Origin of the sequence: Arthrobacter sp. efr-133-R2A-63 (genome assembly GCF_030209795.1) — a bacterium.
Taxonomy (GTDB): Bacteria; Actinomycetota; Actinomycetes; order Actinomycetales; family Micrococcaceae; genus Arthrobacter; species Arthrobacter bambusae_A.
On the sequence record NZ_JARVRG010000024.1, the window covers coordinates 1 to 18,741 of the forward strand.

15 protein-coding genes and 1 pseudogene are annotated in these 18,741 nt (G+C 64.4%); 6 read left to right on the top strand and 10 right to left on the bottom strand.

Annotated elements, in window-relative coordinates:
• Positions 1–295, bottom strand: a pseudogene (locus tag QRN45_RS12615) (MFS transporter); the annotation flags it as partial.
• 288 nt (positions 296–583) lie between these two features.
• Here QRN45_RS12615 and QRN45_RS12620 point away from each other — a divergent pair.
• Entirely contained in the window at positions 584–1,993 is a 1,410-nt protein-coding gene (locus QRN45_RS12620) for an MFS transporter (RefSeq protein ID WP_284763720.1), read from the top strand.
• Between the two features lie 93 nt (positions 1,994–2,086).
• On the opposite strand, the gene QRN45_RS12625 is transcribed toward QRN45_RS12620, so the two are convergent.
• The 9 genes from QRN45_RS12625 to QRN45_RS12665 all read right to left on the bottom strand — a co-directional run bounded on the left by QRN45_RS12625 (position 2,087) and on the right by QRN45_RS12665 (position 14,030).
• Positions 2,087–3,895 (bottom strand): acetyl/propionyl/methylcrotonyl-CoA carboxylase subunit alpha, encoded by a 1,809-nt coding sequence (locus tag QRN45_RS12625; protein ID WP_284763581.1) that lies wholly within the window; start codon positions 3,893–3,895, stop codon positions 2,087–2,089.
• 149 nt (positions 3,896–4,044) lie between these two features.
• Complete coding sequence (locus QRN45_RS12630; protein WP_284763582.1) at positions 4,045–4,719, bottom strand: Maf family protein; 675 nt, start codon at positions 4,717–4,719, stop codon at positions 4,045–4,047.
• A gap of 170 nt (positions 4,720–4,889) precedes the next feature.
• The gene (locus QRN45_RS12635; protein ID WP_284763583.1) at positions 4,890–7,412 is read right to left on the bottom strand and encodes an MMPL family transporter; all 2,523 of its coding nucleotides are present in this window, start codon (positions 7,410–7,412) and stop codon (positions 4,890–4,892) included.
• A gap of 26 nt (positions 7,413–7,438) precedes the next feature.
• Positions 7,439–8,143 (bottom strand): TetR/AcrR family transcriptional regulator, encoded by a 705-nt coding sequence (locus tag QRN45_RS12640; RefSeq protein ID WP_284763585.1) that lies wholly within the window; start codon positions 8,141–8,143, stop codon positions 7,439–7,441.
• Between the two features lie 37 nt (positions 8,144–8,180).
• Positions 8,181–8,636, bottom strand: a complete 456-nt coding sequence (locus tag QRN45_RS12645; RefSeq protein WP_241707937.1) for a YbjQ family protein — start codon at positions 8,634–8,636, stop codon at positions 8,181–8,183.
• A gap of 89 nt (positions 8,637–8,725) precedes the next feature.
• Positions 8,726–10,138 (bottom strand): dicarboxylate/amino acid:cation symporter, encoded by a 1,413-nt coding sequence (locus QRN45_RS12650; protein ID WP_284763587.1) that lies wholly within the window; start codon positions 10,136–10,138, stop codon positions 8,726–8,728.
• Between the two features lie 230 nt (positions 10,139–10,368).
• Positions 10,369–12,054 (bottom strand): DUF885 domain-containing protein, encoded by a 1,686-nt coding sequence (locus tag QRN45_RS12655; protein ID WP_284763590.1) that lies wholly within the window; start codon positions 12,052–12,054, stop codon positions 10,369–10,371.
• A gap of 141 nt (positions 12,055–12,195) precedes the next feature.
• Positions 12,196–12,450 carry an acyl-CoA carboxylase epsilon subunit gene (locus tag QRN45_RS12660; protein ID WP_241707934.1) on the bottom strand — a complete coding sequence of 85 codons (255 nt, stop codon included), beginning with the start codon at positions 12,448–12,450 and terminating at the stop codon, positions 12,196–12,198.
• Complete coding sequence (locus QRN45_RS12665) at positions 12,447–14,030, bottom strand: acyl-CoA carboxylase subunit beta (RefSeq protein WP_264637586.1); 1,584 nt, start codon at positions 14,028–14,030, stop codon at positions 12,447–12,449. Before QRN45_RS12665 ends, QRN45_RS12660 begins: the two co-directional genes overlap by 4 nt.
• Before the next feature lie 211 nt (positions 14,031–14,241).
• Here QRN45_RS12665 and QRN45_RS12670 point away from each other — a divergent pair, with 211 nt between their 5' ends.
• From QRN45_RS12670 to QRN45_RS12690, 5 genes are read left to right on the top strand one after another with little or no spacing between them, the layout of a single operon-like run.
• Positions 14,242–15,132 carry an SDR family oxidoreductase gene (locus QRN45_RS12670; protein WP_241707932.1) on the top strand — a complete coding sequence of 297 codons (891 nt, stop codon included), beginning with the start codon at positions 14,242–14,244 and terminating at the stop codon, positions 15,130–15,132.
• Positions 15,133–15,179: 47 nt separating this feature from the next.
• The gene (locus QRN45_RS12675; protein ID WP_241707931.1) at positions 15,180–16,088 is read left to right on the top strand and encodes a biotin--[acetyl-CoA-carboxylase] ligase; all 909 of its coding nucleotides are present in this window, start codon (positions 15,180–15,182) and stop codon (positions 16,086–16,088) included.
• Complete coding sequence (locus QRN45_RS12680) at positions 16,081–16,707, top strand: PH domain-containing protein (protein ID WP_241707930.1); 627 nt, start codon at positions 16,081–16,083, stop codon at positions 16,705–16,707. Before QRN45_RS12675 ends, QRN45_RS12680 begins: the two co-directional genes overlap by 8 nt.
• Positions 16,697–17,860 carry an adenylate/guanylate cyclase domain-containing protein gene (locus QRN45_RS12685; RefSeq protein WP_078105831.1) on the top strand — a complete coding sequence of 388 codons (1,164 nt, stop codon included), beginning with the start codon at positions 16,697–16,699 and terminating at the stop codon, positions 17,858–17,860. The genes QRN45_RS12680 and QRN45_RS12685 overlap by 11 nt, the downstream gene beginning before the upstream one ends.
• Positions 17,860–18,618: a PP2C family protein-serine/threonine phosphatase gene (locus QRN45_RS12690; RefSeq protein WP_502870716.1), complete on the top strand. Its 759-nt coding sequence runs from the start codon at positions 17,860–17,862 to the stop codon at positions 18,616–18,618. Before QRN45_RS12685 ends, QRN45_RS12690 begins: the two co-directional genes overlap by 1 nt.
• Positions 18,619–18,741 lie beyond the last annotated feature (123 nt).

Genomic DNA, 18,741 nt, shown 5'->3' on the forward strand with positions numbered 1-18,741 from the left:
GGCTGGGGATCGAGATGAGCCAGAAGATCTGGTTGGTGTCGAATTTGAAGCCTGCGGCCGGGAGCTGGACGACAACGATCGACCAGAGCTGCCAGACGACGAAGCCGAGGAACTCGGCGAAGATGGACCAGTACAGGTTGCGCTTGGCAATGGAACGGCCGGCAGCTTCCCACTGTTCCTTGTTCTCTGCATCCCAGTTGGCAATCCAGCGGCCAGGGCGGTGTTCAAGCTCGGGGACGAGGGCGGTGGGCGCCTGCTCGGTGGTGAGGATTTCAGTGCTTCGGTCAACTGTCACGGGGTGCCTCCTTTGTGGGGACGTTGTCCTTCCACGTTAGGGAGAGCGCGTTTCGCGGACCGTCGCGGTGTGTAAACGTGCTGTGACATTCACCTATCGGAGGGGGTCACCGGTGCGTGAGGCGATGGTGAGGTTGTGGCGCGGACCACAGGATGAGACTTCTCGAAGTGTCCGCATAATGGACGGAATTGTCCATTTGTTGGATACCCGGAACTATTATTGAACTCTCAAATAATCTGCCGGCAGGCTCAGGAACGCCGGGCCGGCGTGAACGAAAGCAACCACTACATGTCTTCCATCGCTGCATCCAAGGAAAGCGAGTCAGTCAAGCCGGTCAACTCGCGGGGGCGGGTGATCTTCGCCAGTCTCATTGGCACGTCCATCGAGTTCTACGATTTCTACGTCTATGCCACGGCAGCCGTGCTCGTCTTCCCCAAACTCTTCTTCCCGACGGCGGACGAGACCACCCAGCTGTTGAGCTCCTTCGCGGTATTCGGTGTCGCCTTCGTCGCGCGGCCACTTGGCTCCATCATTTTCGGCCACTTCGGTGACAAGTTCGGTCGCAAGGGAACCCTGGTTGCGTCCCTCCTGACCATGGGCATTGCCACGTTCCTGATCGGCTGCCTCCCGACGGCCCAGGTCCCGGGCTGGACCTTCCTGGCACCCACGTTGCTGGTAGTCCTGCGTTTCGCCCAAGGCCTGGCGCTCGGCGGCGAATGGAGCGGCGCCGCGCTGCTCGCCACCGAGAACGCGCCGGCCAACAAACGCGCGATCTATGGGACATTCCCTCAGATGGGTGCGCCGATCGGTTTCATCCTGGCCAACATCATCTTCCTGGTCTTCAGCTACACCTTGACTCCCGAGGCCTTCGCCGCCTGGGGTTGGCGCGTGCCGTTCCTGCTCAGCGCCGTCATGGTGATCCTTGGCCTCTACGTGCGCCTCAAGCTGATTGAAACTCCTGCGTTCACCAAGGTGCTGGAGTCGAACGAAGTAGCCAAGCTGCCCATCGGACGCGTGTTCAAGACAAGCTGGCGCCCGCTCATCCTCGGTACTTTCATCATGTTGGCGACGTACGTGTTGTTCTACCTCATGACCACGTTCACCCTGACCTACGGCACGAAGCCCACGCTGGCGGGCGCTCAGGCCGCAGCGGTGAAGGCCGGAAAGCCCATGACGGACGCGGCCACCGCGGCGTTCGTCCCGGGCCTTGGCTTCAGCCGGAACGACTTCCTGTGGATGCTGATTGCCGGCGTCGTCTTCTTCGGCATCTTCACCCTGGTGGCGGGCCCGCTGGCCGAAAAGTATGGCCGCCGCAAGATGCTCCTGGCCGTGACGGCGGGAATCCTGGTGTTCGGCTTGCTCTTCGTGCCGTTGTTCAGCGGCGGCTTCGTCGGGACCATGGCATTGCTGATCCTCGGCTTCACGCTGATGGGCCTTACCTTCGGGCCCATGGGTGCGCTGCTTCCGGAACTGTTCCCCACCAACGTCCGCTACACCGGTTCCGCCGTCAGCTACAACATGTCCAGCATCCTCGGCGCGGCCGTGGCTCCGTTCATCGCGGTCTGGCTCTGGGAATCAGCCAAGGGCAGCACGGTCCTGGTGGGCGTCTACCTCAGCGCCATGGCAGTGTTGACGCTCGTGGCACTGTTCCTGTCCAAGGAAACCAAGGACACGGACTACGAGAACAACGTCGCCTGACCCTGTATTAACAGGCTCGCGATTAACAGGCTCGAGTTAAATGGCTCCGGCCCCGCACCCATGGGTGCGGGGCCGGAGCTCTTTAATTGGGGACTAGTCTTCGATCGTCGCGATGACGGCGCCTGCGGAGACGGTTTCGCCTGCCTTCGCCACCAGACCGTGAATGGTGCCGGCCTTGTGGGCAGTGAGGGGCTGTTCCATCTTCATGGCTTCGAGGACCACGATCAGATCGCCTTCGGCAACCACATCCCCGGCGGCTACCGCCACTTTGACAATGGTGCCCTGCATGGGCGAAGTAAGGGCGTTGCCGCCCGCAACCGCAGCCGTGGCGCCGGCCGAGCGGGAACGCTTCTTGACCTTCGCGCCCTTGGTGCCGGCGCTGGAAGCCGCGGAAACCGAGCCGAGGGTCGCGGGAAGGACAACTTCCAGGCGCTTGCCGCCCACCTCGACGACGACGCGCTGCCGCTCACCGGCGTCGGCGGCTTCTGTCCCGGTTCCGGTGGGTGTCCACGCGGGGACGTTGTTGACGAACTCGGTCTCGATCCAGCGCGTGTGAACCTTGAACGGGCCTTCGGCCGGAGCGAACGCAGGATCGGTTACCACTGCGAGGTCGAAAGGAATGACGGTGGGGATGCCTTCGACCACCATTTCCTCGAGGGCGCGGCGGGAACGCTGGAGGGCCTGTTCACGGGTGGCGCCCGTGACGACCAGCTTCGACAGCATGGAATCGAAGTTCCCGCTGATGACATCGCCCTGCTCGACGCCGGAGTCGATGCGGACGCCGGGACCCGTCGGGTTCTTCAGGGTGCTGATGGTTCCCGGAGCGGGCATGAAGTTGCGCCCCGGGTCTTCGCCGGTGATCCGGAATTCAAAGGAGTGGCCGCGGACTTCGGGATCCCCATAGCCGAGCTTCTCGCCTCGGGCAATGCGGAACTGCTCGCGGACCAGGTCGATGCCCGTGACTTCCTCCGAAACGCAGTGCTCCACCTGAAGACGGGTGTTGACCTCGAGGAAGGAGATGATGCCGTCCTGGCCCACGAGGAACTCACACGTTCCCGCGCCCAGGTAGCCGGCCTCTTTGAGGATGGCCTTGGAAGACTCGTACAGTCGCTCGTTCTGCTCAGGGCTCAGGAACGGTGCGGGGGCTTCTTCCACGAGTTTCTGGTTGCGGCGCTGGAGGGAGCAGTCGCGCGTGGAGACCACAACGACGTTTCCGTAGGCATCGGCGAGGCACTGGGTCTCGACGTGGCGCGGGGAATCGAGGAAGCGTTCGATGAAGCACTCGCCGCGGCCGAAGGCGGCAATGGCCTCGCGCACTGCGGATTCGAAAAGCTCGGGGATTTCCTCGATGGTGCGGGCCACCTTGATGCCGCGTCCGCCGCCGCCGTAGGCGGCCTTGATGGCGATCGGGAGGCCGAATTCCTGGGCGAAGGCCAGGATTTCGTCGGCGGATTCGACGGGGTCGGCCGTGCCGGGAACCAGGGGAGCGCCGACCTTTTCGGCGATGTGGCGGGCCTGCACCTTGTCGCCCAGCGCCGAGATGGCGTCCGGGGACGGGCCGATCCAGGTGATGCCGGCGTCGATGACCTTGGCAGCGAACTCGGCGTTCTCGGCGAGGAAGCCATAGCCGGGGTGGATCGCGTCCGCGCCCGACTGCTTGGCGACCTCGATCAACTTGTCCATCACGAGGTACGACTCAGCGGCGGTGTTGCCGCCCAGCGCGTACGCCTCATCTGCCAACCGGACGTGCAGGGCGTCGCGGTCCGGGTCTGCGTAGACGGCCACTGAGGCGATGCCTTCGTCGCGGGCTGCGCGGATAATGCGGACCGCGATTTCGCCTCGGTTGGCGATCAAGACCTTGGTGAGAGGGCTGGAAATGGGCTGCGCCGGATTAGCTGACAAGTTGACTCCTTCTGTCCTTCAGGGAGCCTAGCGTGATTTTGAGGGTTCCGCCCATATTGATGGGGGATTCCGTGTGTAAGACGGCCTGTCTTTGTAGGGTTGCTACAAAGGCCGCAACCGGGCGACCGGCCCGGCCACTTGGCCGGCCGCTATTCGGTGGGCATGCCGGAGCCGTTGTGGGTCCAGAGTTCGGTGATTCCGACGTTCGCCTGCCCGAGCAGATCGCGGACGGTCGAGATGGAGAGCCCGACGACGGCGTGCGGGTCGCCGTCGACCTTGCGGATGAAGGCGCCGCCCAAGCCGTCGATCGTGAACGAACCCGCGCAATGCAGGGGCTCGCCGGTTGCGATGTAGGCGTCGATGTCGTCCTCGCTCATCTCCGCGAAGTGGACTTCTGCGCTGGACACGGCACCCACCGTGGCCCCGGTGCCGTCGGCCGTCTCGCCGTCGTTCATGTCCGCTGCGGTGTCGCGGCAGTCCACCAGCCAGTGCCCTGTGTGGAGGACGCCCTTGGAGCCGCTCATGCGCAGCATCCGTTCCCTGGCAACGTCCGCCGTGTAGGGCTTGCCGTGCGATTCGCCGTCGAACTCGAATACGGAATCGCAGCCGATCACGAGGGCCCCCTCGGCGTCGGGCAGGGAAGCGACGGCCTCGGCCTTGGCGCGGGCCAGGAGGAGCGCGGTGTCGTGCGCGTCGGTCACCCCGTACCGGGCTTGCACCGCGTCCTCGTCCACGTCCGAGACGAGCACCTCGTGGTGGATGCCGGCGTCGGTGAGGAGCTTGGTGCGGGCGGGGGACTGGGAAGCGAGGATCAATCGGGTCACGGCTCAAGCGTAGTACGCGGGGCCTTCCTCCGACGCTCGCTCACATATGTGGGTGTTTGAGCCGACGCTCGCTCACCCACGTGAGCGAGCGTTTGGGGAAAAGGCGTTAAAGGTGAGCGGGCGTCGGTTCTGGACACAGAACCGACGCCCGCTCAAAGGCAACCAGGCGCTTAGTGCACCAGTTCCTTGGCCTCGCCTGCCGGCGTCGTGCGCTGGAGGTTGGCGCCCTCGACGTCGACGTCGGGCAGGATCCGGGACAGCCAGCGCGGCAGCCACCAGGCCTTATCCCCCAACAGGTACATCACGGCCGGAACAATCGTCATCCGCACCACGAACGCATCCACGAGCACGCCGAACGCCATCGCGAAACCGAGCGGCCGGACCATGGTCAGGTGGCTGAAGATGAACCCGGAGAACACGCTGACCATGATGATGGCGGCGGCCGTGACCACAGCGGCGGCATGGCGGAAGCCGGTTCGGACCGCTTGCTTCGCGTTCTCTCCGTGCATGAACGATTCGCGCATGCCGGAGGTGATGAACACCTGGTAGTCCATGGCGAGGCCGAACAGCACACCAATCAGGATGATCGGCAGGAAGCTCAGCACGGCTCCGGGGTTGGGAACGTCGAACACGGTGCCCAGCCAGCCCCACTGGTATACGGCCACCACGGCGCCGAACGCCGCCGCGAGCGAGAGCAGGAAGCCGCCGGTGGCGAGCAGCGGAACCACGATCGAGCGGAACACCAGGAGAAGGAGGACCAGCGAGAGCCCGACGACGATCGCCAAGTAAGGCGGCAACGCGGCACCGAGCTTCGCGGAGACGTCGATGTTGCCGGCTGTCTGCCCCGTCAGCCCGATGGTGGCGCCCGTGGCCTGTTGGATTTCGGAACCCTTGGCGCGCAGTTCCGAGACAACCTGGACGGTGCTGGCGCTCGCGGGTCCGTCTTTGGGGATGACCTGGAAGACGGCGGTGCGGTGGTCCGGGCTGAGGGCTACCGGAACGGCTGCCACGACGTTGTCGACGCTGCGCAGTTTATCCGCGACGTCGAACTGCTTGGTCTTGGCCTGGTCGTCGCTGAGGCCGTCCGGGAACGTGCCGACAACAACGATGGGGCCGGTCATGCCTTCGCCGAAGCTGGTCCGGGTGAGGTCATAGGCCTTGAACGCTTGCGAGTCGACCGGTTCCGAACCGCCGTCGGGCAAAGCGAGGCGCAGCTGGGAGGCCGGAAGGGCCAGCACCCCGAGCAGCACGACGCCGGCAAGCAGCCAGATCACGGGGTGCCGGGTCACCAGGCCGCCCCACCCACGGCTGCTTCGCCGGTGATCCTCGGCACGGTCCGCAGCGGCGTGCTCCGGTTCGGCGTTGTGGTGTTCCGCGTTGGCCCAGGCCCGCTTCGAGATCAGTTTGCGGCCCACCAGCGAGAGGACTGCCGGCGTTAGCGTCAGGGAGACGACGACGGCGACTGCCACCGTCGCAGCGGCCGACACGCCCATGACGGCCAGGAACGGGAGCCCCGGAACCACGAGCGCCGCAAGCGCGATGACGACAGTGAGGCCCGCGAAAAGGACGGCGTTGCCCGAGGTGCCCGTGGCGAGCGCCACTGATTCCTCCGCGTCCATCCCCGAAAGCAATTGTCCGCGGTGGCGGTTGACGATGAAGAGCGAGTAATCGATTCCGACGGCGAGGCCCAGCATGAGCGCGAGCATCGGGGAAATGGAACTCATGTCGATGACGCCGGTGAGGGCAAACGTTCCGCCGACACCAACGGCCACGCCGATGATCGCCATCAGGAGGGGCAAGCCCGCGGCGACGAGCGTTCCCAGCATCACGATGAGGGCGATCGCAGCCACCGCGATGCCGATGATTTCGGAGACACCGAACAACTGCGAGACGTCCTCGGTGATTTCCTTGCTGGCCAGGGCCGTGACACCCGCCGACGAGACTCCGTGGACGATGTCCTGGACCTGCTGCCGGACGGCGGGGGTCAGGCCATTGATGGAGGTCTTGAACTGGACCTGGGCAATCGCAGCTTTACCGTCCGTGGAGACGAACCGCATGCCTTGGGAAGCTATCACCTGGCGTTTGGCCAAGGCAAGCGCGGCGGCGCCGTCGGTGGCTTGCTTCTGTCCGGCGTCGAGCTTCTGGCGCCCGGCCAGGAGTTCGGCCTTTTGCGGGGCAAGACGGGCCTCGATCTGGGCTGCCGGGATGCCCGCAGCGGTCATTTGCTGCTCGGCAGCCTTGAGTTGGGCGTCGCCCGCGTCGAGGGTGGCGCGGGCCTTGTCCAGCTGAGCCTGCCCGGCGGCCGCCTTCTGTTCCCCGGCGGCAAGGTCGGACGGCGCCTTGTCCAAGGTGGCTTGGGTTGTGAAGGGGTTGACCGTGGACTGCACATCCGGCAGCTTTTCCAGCTGGGTGAGGGCCGACGCTATGGCGTCCTTGCCGGCTTGGTTGAATCCGGCGTCGCCGGCTTCGAAGACGATACCCGCGGAACCACCCGAAGAGGCCGGAAGGTCCTTCTTGAGCTTGTCCAGCATCTGCTGGGTCTCTGTGCCGGGGATCTGGAAGTTGTTGGACATGGTGCCGTGGAAGGCAGCGGCGGAGCCGCCGACGGCCACGAGCACGGCCAGCCAGAGGGAGATCACCAGCCAGCGGTGACGGTAGGAGAACTTGCCAAGACGGTAGAGCAGGAGTGCCATATCGGAACCGGTCTTTCGGTGTGTGGTTATGCCGAGTGGTGGGGATCAGCTGCGGGCTGATTGCGCGACGCCGCGCCGTGAGGGGCCGGTGCCGTGCCGTGAGGGGCGGGTGCCGTGAAGCCTGAACCGAGAAGACCGATCGCGTCGATCAAGTGCTGCCGCAAGCTTGCGAGGGATTCGGGGGAAAGATCCGGGCCGTGTTGTTCGAACCAGACGCTCATGGCTGCCTTGCCGCAGGAAATGATGGACCCGGCCAGGGCTCGCAAATAGAGCTCGTCGACACCCGGACCGAGGCGGAGACGGGCGGCATCGATGATCTGCGTGGTGCAGTGGTCCCAGGCTTCGAGTTCGGAGCGCACCAAAGCCCGGTTGTCGTGGGTGAGGCTGAAGAGCTCGGCCATGGGGGAGACCGTCATCGGGTCGGCCAGCGCCATGAGGGCCGCCCGGGCCGAATCGAGGATGGGTTCGTCCGAGGGGCGCAGCCGGAATTGCTCCAGGGCATGGTCCAGGAAGCCTTCGGTGACGGAGGCCAAGGCGGCTTCGAGGCTGGGGAAGTAATTGAAGAAGGTACGACGGGATACGCCGGCCGCTTCCGCGATGTCTTCCACCGTGAAGTTGCCAACGCCTTTGCTGCGCAACATGGCGAGGGCCGCGTCCGCGATCGCCTGGCGGTTGGCCAGTTTGTTCTGTTCCCGGCGCGAGGGGAGGGCGGTGGTGTCGGTGGTTGTCACGTACTTACACTAAGTGCAACTTTGCACTCAGGGCAAGTTAAATCTCCGGTGAGGCCTCGTGTTCCTGGGCCGCGGCCGACGTCGCGGGCTGCGCTGATTGCTCGGATGCGCCTTGCTTGGATGCGGCGCTCGTCAGGTAGATCGACTGGCCTGTGGCGCCCGGCTCGCCTTCGGCCAGGGGAATGGCGAACACCGCGGTGCCGTAGGCGCACACTTCAGTCCAGTTGCCGCCCATCTCGGACGTGTCGAAGCGCATGGCGACGATGGCGTTGGCGCCCCGCTGCTGTGCCTCGTTGACCATCCGGGCCATGACTTCCTGGCGGCTTTCATAGAGCGCCTTGGTCATTTCGGGCAGTTCGCCGCCGCCGAGCGAGCGGAAACCAGCCATCACTTGGGCGCCGAGATCCCGCGAGCGGACGGTGAGGCCCATGACTTCGCCGAAGACGGCGTCGATCCTATGGCCCGGAATCTTGTTTGAGGTGACAATCAGCATGGAGAGAGCCTACCCAGAATTCACCCCTGTTAATACGACAAATCCCCGGGGTATTTCCCGGGGATTTGTCCTTGCGATAATGGGCCTTGTTAGGCCCCGGCTGCAGCGAATTCCCGAGGCTCCTCGCTTGCTTCCGCAGATTCTGTCTCCGCCGCGAACGCCGTTCCCTTGCGGGGCGCGTTATAGAGCGATTCGTCCAGGATTCCTTGCCGCTTGGCGACGATGGCCGGAACCAGCGCCTGTCCTGCGACGTTGACCGCCGTGCGGCCCATGTCCAGGATGGGGTCGATTGCCAGGAGGAGCCCGACGCCGGCGAGCGGCAGTCCCAGCGTGGACAGGGTCAACGTGAGCATGACGACGGCGCCCGTGGTACCCGCTGTTGCAGCGGAACCAAGGACCGAAACCACCACGATCAGCAAGTACTGGCTGAAGTCCAGGTTGATGCCGAAGAACTGGGCAACGAAAATCGCAGCGACGGCCGGGTAGATGGCCGCGCAACCGTCCATTTTGGTCGTGGCGCCAAGCGGCACGGCGAAGGACGCGTAGCCCTGCGGAACGCCGAGGTTGCGTTCGGCGACGCGCTGCGTGAGCGGCAGTGTGCCGATAGAGGAACGTGAGACGAAGGCCAACTGCACGGCGGGCCACACGCCCGAGAAGTACTGCTTGACGGACAGTCCGTGGCTCTTGATCAGGATGGGGTACACGACGAAGAGCACAAGGGCCAGGCCTGCGTAGATGGCCACCGTGAACTTGCCGAGCGAACCGATGGTGTCCCAACCATAGACCGCGACGGCGTTGCCGATCAGGCCGATGGTGCCCAGCGGGGCGATGCGGATGATCCACCAGAGGACCTTCTGGATGACGGCCAGGGCGGAAGCGTTGAGGTTCAGGAACGGTTCGGCCTGCTTGCCGACCTTGAGGGCTGCGACGCCGACCGCGATGGCGATCACCAGTATCTGCAGCACGTTGAAACTGATCGAGGTGCTGGCAACGCCGTCCGTGACGCTCGTGCTCGCGCCGATGCCCAGGAAGTTCTTGGGGAAAAGACCCGTCAGGAACGCCCACCAGTCCCCGGTCTTGCCGGCATACTCGGCCTTCTTGGTGATGCCGGTGCCGGAGCCCGGCTGCAGGAGCACGCCAAGTCCGATGCCGATCGTCACGGCGATGAGCGAGGTGATGGCGAACCAGAGCAAGGTGTTCCATGCCAGTTTCGCCGCATTGGATACCTGGCTCAGGTTCGCGATGGAGCTCACCACTGCGGTGAAGATCAAGGGCACGACGGCGGTCTGCAGGAGCGAGACGTAACTCGAGCCGATGGTCTGCAACGTGGTGCCGAGCCCGTTGGGAGCCTTCGTAGTGCTCCCGGTGGCTTTGGCCACGAGGCCGAGGGCCAGGCCGATCACCAGGGCCCCGATGATCTGGACGCCGAAAGACATTGCCCACTTGGGAAGCCGGGACGAGGTCTTTCCGGCGGAAGTCAAAGTGTTGGATGAATTGCTCACCGGAACAAACTAGGCCCCGATAAATACCACCGCGAGCCGACGTTGAGAAATGTTACCTTCCCCAATTCGAGCCGCCACCGTACAAGCCTGCTAATCCGCCGTCAATCCACCCATTTATGAAGTTATTCCCGGACGGAATGTGGGGAATGTCTCGTACGTCTCAGCCCATCTGACTCGCATTTGTTGTCGTTCTGAGCCTCCAAAACGACAACAAATGCGAGTCAGTTGGGCTACCCCAGCAGCGCCCGGCGAAGCGTATCCAGGCCAACAGAGCCGATGTTCAACGCATCCGTGTGGAAGGACTTCAGGTCGAATCCGTCCCGGCGTTCGAGTTCCGCCCGGATTTCTTCCCACAGCCGCTGCCCCACCTTGTACGACGGCGCCTGGCCCGGCCAGCCGAGGTACCGGGTGAATTCGAACTGGAGCTGGCCCGCACTGATGGGAAGGTTGGCCTTGAGAAATTCGAAGCCCTTTTCCGAGGTCCAGGTGCCGCTGCCCCAACGTTCCGGAACCTCCAGTTCGAGGTGGACGCCGATATCGAACACGACTCGGGCGGCACGCATGCGCTGCATGTCCAGCATGCCCATGTGGTCGCCCGGGTCCTTGAGGTAGCCAAGCTCCAGCATGAGCTTTTCGGCATAGAGTGCCCAGCCTTCGCCGTGACCGGAGACCCAACAGACGTTGCGTCGCCAGTTGTTGAGGAGCTCGCGGCGGTAGACGGCGGTGGCCACCTGGAGGTGGTGGCCGGGGACGCCTTCGTGGAACACCGTGGTGGTTTCGGCCCAGGTGGCGAAGGTGTCCTCGCCGGCGGGGACGGACCACCACATGCGGCCTGGCCGGGAGAAGTCGTCCGAGGGACCCGTGTAGTAGATGCCGCCTTCGTCCGTGGGGGCGATACGGCATTCGAGAGTCTTCATGATGTCCGGGATGTCGAAGTGCACGTCGGCAAGTTCGGACACCGCGCGGTCGGAGAGGTCCTGCATCCAGGCTTTGAGGGCATCGGTGCCCTTGATTTGCCGTTCGGGATCGTTGTCGAGGATGGCTTTGGCCTCCTCGATGGACGCGCCGGGCTTGATTTGTTCGGCCACCCGTTCCTGTTCGGCAATGAGCCTGTCGAGTTCCTGCACCCCCCACGCGTACGTTTCTTCCAGGTCCACGGTAGCGCCCAGGAAGGAACGCGAGGCCAGTGCGTAGCGTTCGCGGCCCACAGCATCCTTTTCGGGGGCGAAAGGCAGAAGCTCCGCCTCAAGGAAGGCGGCAAGGCGCAAGAAGGCGGACGGCGCGACGGCGGCCCCGGCGTCGAGCATTTCCTGCAGTTCCGCCGGCAGCGGCTGGCCGTCGATCGAGGCTTCGGCGGTGAGCTTGGCGAAGAAGCCGTCTTCGGCCGCGTACTTGGTTGTCTGTTCGATCACGATTTTCACCTGGCGGACCGCGGAGACTTTCCCTGCGTCCCTGGCCGAACGAAGGGACACGATGTACCCGTCGATCGCTTCCGCAACGTTGGCCGCGCGGCCGGCGATGTGCTCCCATTCCTCGGCCGTCCCGGTGGGCATGAGGTCGAAGATCGAGCGGATGGTTTGGGCCGGCGACTCGATGTTGTTCAGGTCCGCGGCGTCCCAGCCGGATTCGTGGATCTCGAGGGCCAGGCCGAGCCGTTCCTGCATTGCGTCCAGGGTGACGACGTCGGAGGCGTCCGTGGGTTCGAGGGCCGCGAGCTCGTCGAGGGTGCGGCGTGCTGCCTTGGCGAAGGCCGCCGCGCCGGCAGGCGAGAAGTCCTGGTATTCCGTTTCGTGTCCGGGCAGGCCGAGGGTGGTGGCGAGGCTCGGGTTGAGGGCAAGGAGCGTGTCCGTGTAGGCGTCGGCGACCGCGTCGATGGCAGTCTGGAGGCGTGCCGGAGCTGTGTTAGGAGTAGTCACCCCACGAGCCTAACCGCGCCCGGTTATTTGTGAAAGGGTTGTTGCAGAAGATCCGAAGGCCAACCCAACTGACTGGCATTTAATGTCGTTCCGGGCCTTCAAAACGACATTAAATGCGAGCTGGTTGGGTTACCACGGAACTTAGCCCCGGCTGCGTTTCCAGGCGCCTGGTCCCGGCGTGGGGTCCATACGCAGTTGCTGGCGTCGCAGCCAGTGGCGGGTGCTCGGCTTTGGAGCTTCGGCTTCCTCGTGCGATCCGAAGGAGGCGACGACGGCGGCAAGCGCCGCGAGCTCTTCCGGCGTCGGGTCTCCCTTGACCACCGAAAGCAACGGCTCGGCGGGCGCCGTGTCCGTGGAATCGGGACCGGAGCCAGGAAGATGCTGTTCGGCGCTCACAGGGGGATGTTTCCGTGCTTCTTGGTGGGCAGGCTGGCGCGCTTGTCGCGCAGGGCGCGGAGGCCCTTGATGATCTGGATGCGGGTCTCTGACGGTGCGATGACGGCGTCGACGTAGCCAAGCTCGGCCGCCTGGTAGGGGTTGAGGAGTTCTTCCTCGTACTGGCGGATGATCTCGGCTCGCTTGGCTTCGACGTCGCCGCCGGCCTCGGCGACAGCGGCAAGATCGCGGCGGTACAGGATGTTGACCGCACCCTGGGCACCCATGACACCGATCTGGGCCGTAGGCCACGCCAGGTTGAGGTCGGCTCCAAGCTTCTTGGAACCCATCACGATGTACGCTCCGCCGTAGGCCTTGCGGGTGATGACCGTCAGCTTGGGCACGGTGGCCTCGGCGTAGGCGTAAAGCAGCTTGGCTCCGCGGCGGATGATGCCCTGGAATTCCTGGTCCTTGCCGGGCAGGAAGCCGGGGACGTCCACCAAAGTGATGATGGGGACGTTGAAGGCATCGCAGTGGCGGACGAAGCGGGCGGCCTTCTCCGAAGCGGAGATGTCCAGCGTGCCGGCGAACTGCATCGGCTGGTTGGCCACGATCCCGACCGTGTGGCCTTCAACCCGGCCGTAGCCGATGATCACGTTGGGGGCGTAGAGCGACTGCATTTCGAGGAAATGGGCGTCATCAACGATCTGCTCGATGACCTTCCGCATGTCGTAGGGCTGGTTGGCCGAGTCCGGGATCAGCGTGTCCAGGGCGAGGTCGTCGTCGTCGAGCTCAAGCTCCTGCTCGTGTTCCAGGACGGGGGCCTCGGACAGGTTGTTGGACGGCAGGAAGTCCAGGAGCTCGCGGACGAATTCGATCGCGTCGGCTTCGTCGCTGGCGAGGTAGGTGGAGGTGCCGGTGGTGGCGTTGTGTTGGCGCGCCCCGCCGAGGGTTTCCATGTCCACGTCTTCGCCGGTGACGGTCTTAATGACGTCCGGGCCGGTGATGAACATGTGGGAGGTCTTGTCCACCATCACCACGTAGTCGGTGAGGGCGGGGGAGTAGGCCGCGCCGCCGGCGCACGGGCCCATGATGAGGGAAATCTGCGGGACGACGCCGGAGGAGTGGACGTTGTTGCGGAAGATATCCGCGAACATGGCCAGCGAGGCGACGCCTTCCTGGATGCGCGCGCCGCCGCCGTCGTTGATGCCCACCATCGGGCAGCCGTTGCGGAGGGCGAATTCCTGGACCTTGACGATCTTTTCGCCGTTGACCTGGCTCAGGGAGCCGCCGTAGACGCTGAATTCCTGGCTGTAGATGGCCACGAGGCGGCCGTCCACGGTGCCGTAGCCAGAGACGACGCCGTCGCCAAGGGGCTTCTTCTTCTCCATGCCGAACGCGGTGGAGCGGTGGACTGCCAAGGCGTCGAACTCGACGAAGGAGTCTTCGTCGAGCAGCATGTCGATGCGTTCGCGGGCGGTGTTCTTGCCGCGGGCATGCTGCTTCTCGATGGCTTCGGGGCCGGAAGGTTGTTCTGCACGGGCCTGGCGGTCGCGGAAGTCGGCAATCTTTCCCGCTGTCGTTGTCAGATCGTGGCTCATCAAATGTCTCCGGCTCTGTAGCTGATTTACGCTGGCACTGCTTTGTTAGGCATGCGCTCTTAAGTAGCATCCGTACAAAGTGCGGGCCCTGTTGGCTAGTCTAATGAGGCAAAAGCCACAGACCGCTGTAGAAACCCTACAATTTTCCGACTTCAAGTCGAGCATCAAGCAATGTTACTCACCGGTAACATCGTTGGGCTACAGTGTCCTCATGACCTCAAGCAACGATGCTTCTGCAAGCCCTGCCCTTCCCTACCGGGCGCGTGGATCACTGAAGGGCCGCACCATCCTGATGTCCGGCGGGAGCCGCGGCATCGGCCTGGCAATCGCCACCCGCGCGGCCCGCGACGGCGCCAACATCGTCATCATGGCCAAGACCGGAGAACCGCATCCCAAGCTGCAGGGAACGGTCTTCACTGCCGCTGAACAACTGGAAGCAGCCGGCGGCCAGGCACTGCCTCTCGTAGGGGACGTCCGCAACGACGGCGACGTCGCCGCGGCGGTTGCCGCCGCCGTCGAACGCTTTGGCGGAATCGACGTCGTGGTCAACAACGCCTCGGCGATAGATCTCTCCCGCACTGACGCGATCGACATGAAACGCTATGACCTCATGCAGGACATCAACGTCCGCGGCACCTTCCTGCTGTCCAAACTCGCGCTCCCGGCCCTGCGGAAATCGGGCAACGCCCATATCCTGACGCTCTCGCCGCCGCTGAACCTCGACCCTAAATGGGCCGGCATGCACTTGGCGTACACCATGGCCAAGTACGGCATGAGCCTCACCACGCTGGGCCTGGCCGAAGAACTCAAGAACGACGGCGTGTCCGTCAACTCGCTGTGGCCCTGCACGCTGATCGACACCGCTGCCATCCGGAACATGCCGGGCGGAGCGCAGATCGTGCAAGCCGCCAGGGGATCGGACATCATTGCCGACGCTGCCCACGCAGTCCTGACCGGAGCAAACCTGGGCAACGGTTCGGCTATTAATACAGGCAATTTCTACACCGACGAAGAAGTGCTCAGGGCTGCGGGTGTTTCGGACTTCAGGCCCTACAGTCTGGGGGCCGCGGAGGAGAAGCTGGTGCCGGATATCTTCCTCTGAGCGGACAACTTCTTCCGGGACCGGCCTGGCTGGATAGGATTCTGTCTATGGACGTCGAACAGCCTGCCAGCAGCGAACCACGTGCCCCGCGCCCGGGCCTGGACCGTGATGCCCTGCTCCACCCCGACTTCCTCGCGGCCGCCGGCATTTCGCAATTGCAGATCGTGGAGACCACCGGCTCCACGAACGCTGATCTGCTGCGCGCCGTCACCACGGAGCCGAAGGAATGGGCCGATCTCGCGGTCCTCACCGCCGAGCACCAGACGGCGGCCCGGGGCCGTCTCGACCGTCACTGGGAGTCTCCCGAACGTTCGGCGATTTCCGTTTCGATCGTCCTGCGTCCCGTCAATGCGCAAGGCCTGCCCGTGCCCACGCAGAGCTACTCCTGGCTGTCCCTCCTGGGCGCGCTGGCCTTGCAGGAGACCCTCCTGGAAACCGCAGGCCTGCCCGCCGAGATCAAGTGGCCCAACGATGTCCTCGTCCGAGGCAAGAAGATTGCCGGCATCCTGGCCCAGATGGGGCCGATGGGGGACGGGTCTGTTCCAGCCGTGATTCTGGGGACCGGCCTCAACGTGACGCTCGGCGAGAATGAATTGCCTGTCCCGACCGCCACCTCCCTCTTGCTTGAGGGTGCAAGCACCACGGACCGCACCGTTCTATTGCGGAACTACTTATCCCGCTTCGGGACGCTCTACCGCAGCTTCTGCAATGCCGACGGCGACCCTACAGCGGGATTGGCCGGCGGCGCTTCCCTGCACAAGCGGGTGGAAGCCGTCATGGTCACCTTGGGACGCGAGGTGAAGGCTCATTTGCCCGGCGACCACGAGTTGGTGGGGCATGCGTCCAGATTGGATGAGTATGGTTCCCTTTTGGTGGTGGACCACGGTGGTCGCGAGCACGTCGTGACCGCCGGTGACGTCGTCCACCTGAGGGCTACCGAAAGCGGTTATGCGTAAAGAGCTCCTGCGTGGGGAGCAAGTCATCGTGATCACGCGGCAGCAGCCCAGGATGCTCTTTGGTCCCGTCCTGGCCTTCATCCTGGTCCCTGCCGCGGCAGCGTTCGCCTGTGCCTGGATAGTCAAGGGCGGGCCGGGCAAGCTGCTGCCGGTCATCACAAGCGACTGGACCCAATGGTTGGTCATGGCGTGCCTGGTGATCGTGGCAATCGTGCTGCTCGGCTACAGCCTCCCGCGCTTCATCCGCTGGCGCGGCATCCGGTACATCCTCACGAGCGGCCGGATAGTTGCCCGTTTTGGAATGCTTCGCCGCGGCGACTGGCAAGTGCCGTTGGCCGCGGTGCGCGGGGTGGGCATCAAACAATCGCTGCTCCAACGGATATTGCGCTCCGGGAATATATCCTTGGATACCGGGCACCCCGGCGAGGCGGTCCTCGCGGATGTTCCGGAGGTCGGCAAGTTCCGGAGTTTCATCATGGATGCCATGGCCGAGCTTCCGACGAGTGTCGGATTCGGCTCCGGCCCGGTGCCGGGATCCGGCGATTTTGACAGTTTTGCTGAGTACCCGGATGCCGCGTTGCCCTGGGATATGAGAGAAGGTGGAAGAGATGAGCGTTGACGAGCAGGAGCCTGAGTACATGGACCACGAGCCCGACGCCGTGCCCGAACCTTCCGTGGACCAAGCGGCAACGGGGGTCCTCCCCGTCGTTTCCCCTCCCACCGGCGCCCTGTCTGCGGAACGGGTGGCCATCAAAGCCCTTGAAACCAGGCTTTTGGGCGGCGAACGCAAACTCCGTCGACGCGAAGTGGCGGCCGGCGCAGGCGTCTCGCTTTTGTCAGCCCGCAAACTCTGGCGGGCGCTGGGTTTCCCCAATTTCGGCGACCAGGACGTGGCGTTCACCGAGCGCGACCTCGGGGCGCTGTCCACCATCCTTGACCTTGTCCGCGCCGGAAAGCTCACCGAAGAAGCTGCCATTTCCGTGACCCGCGCCATCGGCCAGATGACCGACCGCATGGTGGTGTGGCAAGTCGAGGCGCTCATCGAAGACATGGTGGTGCAGCAAGGCATTCCCGATGCCGTTGCACGCAAACAGTTGGTCAACGAACTGCCCAACCTCGTGGATGCCATGGAAGAGATCCTGTTGTACTCGTGGCGCCGCCAGATGAACGCCGGTGTGCAGCGCCTGGCCGTCCGTGCCGAGGCAGGTCTACAGGCCAGCGAGGCCGGCCGCGAAGGGGACGAAGACGACGCACCGCTGCCCTTGGCACGCGCCGTGGGTTTTGCCGACCTCGTCTCCTACACGAGCCTGTCGCGCCGCATGAACGAGAAGACCCTGGCGCAGTTGGTCCAGCGCTTCGAGAACAAGTGCGCGGAAATCATCTCCATCGGTGGCGGCCGCCTCGTCAAGACGGTCGGCGACGAAGTCCTCTATATTGCCGAGACGCCGGCCGCGGGAGCTGAGATTTCCTTGGCGCTCGCCCAGGCATTCACCGAAGACGAGATCCTCCCGGAAGCCCGCGTGGCCATGGTCTGGGGACGCATCCTTTCCCGTCTCGGCGACATCTACGGCCCCACCGTCAACCTGGCGGCCCGCCTGACGGCCCTGGCTGAACCCGGCACGGTCCTGGTGGACGAGATGACGGCAGCAGCGCTGGGCCAGGACGAACGCTTCGTCCTGGTTCCGCAGACAGCCGAAAACGTTCGTGGTTTTGGGGAAATTCTTCCTGTCCGGCTTGCCCGCGGGCTTGGCAAGGGACTGGTCCTCGACTGATGAGTCCACAGTCCGCAGCGCCCACCCCCAAGCCGGGAGTCACAGTAACCTGTGGCTACGGGACGGATCGTGGACTCAGCCGGGAACTCAACGAAGATTCGCTCATCGCAGTGGACCCCGTCTTCGCGGTAGCCGACGGCATGGGCGGGCATGAGGCAGGCGAGATTGCCAGCGCATTGTGCGTACAGACCCTTGGCACCATGTCGCAATTGGCGGCGGGCGTACGATCGGCGACGGCCGTCGTCGTGCAGAAGTGCATCCTTGCCGCCGACTCCGAGATCCGGAAGGCCACGGGTGGCCGGGCCGGAACCACGCTGTCCGGGGTGGTTGTCGCGGAGCATATGGGCGTCGCGTATTGGCTGGTCACGAACATCGGCGACTCGCGGACGTATCGCTTGAGCGGGGGCGAATTCAGGCAGATCAGCGTGGACCATTCGGAAGTCCAGGAACTTGTGGAGGCCGGAAGGATCACGCGTGAAGAAGCCACAGTGCATCCGCGCCGCCACGTGGTGACCCGGGCCCTCGGGACCGGCGGCGAAAACGAAGCGGACTTCTGGTTGTTGCCCATCCAGGACGGCGACCGCATACTGGTCTGCTCGGACGGACTCACCGGCGAGTTGAGCGACGAGCACATGTTCCGGATCCTGAGCACTATGGAAAAGCCCCAGGACGCGGTGGATGCCCTCATCAAGGAGGCGTTGCTGAGTGGCGGGCGGGACAATGTCACCGCGATTGTGGTGGATGCCAGGACCCCGTAGAACGACGCCGATGGAGCCCGCACCGGCTCCTGTCGACGGCGGTTTCGGGGAACGGGATTTGCGACACGCCCGGACTATGTAGGAAGATTCCGGTCAATACCACCCCAACTCCGGGCGGCCTGT

Excerpts from the sequence above, each read along its gene's own strand:
- QRN45_RS12690 (WP_502870716.1), top strand. The coding sequence starts at position 17,860 with ATGAGTCCACAGTCCGCAGCGCCCACCCCCAAGCCGGGAGTCACAGTA.
- QRN45_RS12670 (WP_241707932.1), top strand. The coding sequence starts at position 14,242 with ATGACCTCAAGCAACGATGCTTCTGCAAGCCCTGCCCTTCCCTACCGG.
- QRN45_RS12680 (WP_241707930.1), top strand. The coding sequence starts at position 16,081 with ATGCGTAAAGAGCTCCTGCGTGGGGAGCAAGTCATCGTGATCACGCGG.
- QRN45_RS12685 (WP_078105831.1), top strand. The coding sequence starts at position 16,697 with ATGAGCGTTGACGAGCAGGAGCCTGAGTACATGGACCACGAGCCCGAC.
- QRN45_RS12675 (WP_241707931.1), top strand. The coding sequence starts at position 15,180 with ATGGACGTCGAACAGCCTGCCAGCAGCGAACCACGTGCCCCGCGCCCG.
- QRN45_RS12620 (WP_284763720.1), top strand. The coding sequence starts at position 584 with ATGTCTTCCATCGCTGCATCCAAGGAAAGCGAGTCAGTCAAGCCGGTC.
- QRN45_RS12645 (WP_241707937.1), bottom strand. The coding sequence starts at position 8,636 with ATGCTGATTGTCACCTCAAACAAGATTCCGGGCCATAGGATCGACGCC.
- QRN45_RS12665 (WP_264637586.1), bottom strand. The coding sequence starts at position 14,030 with ATGAGCCACGATCTGACAACGACAGCGGGAAAGATTGCCGACTTCCGC.
- QRN45_RS12635 (WP_284763583.1), bottom strand. The coding sequence starts at position 7,412 with ATGGCACTCCTGCTCTACCGTCTTGGCAAGTTCTCCTACCGTCACCGC.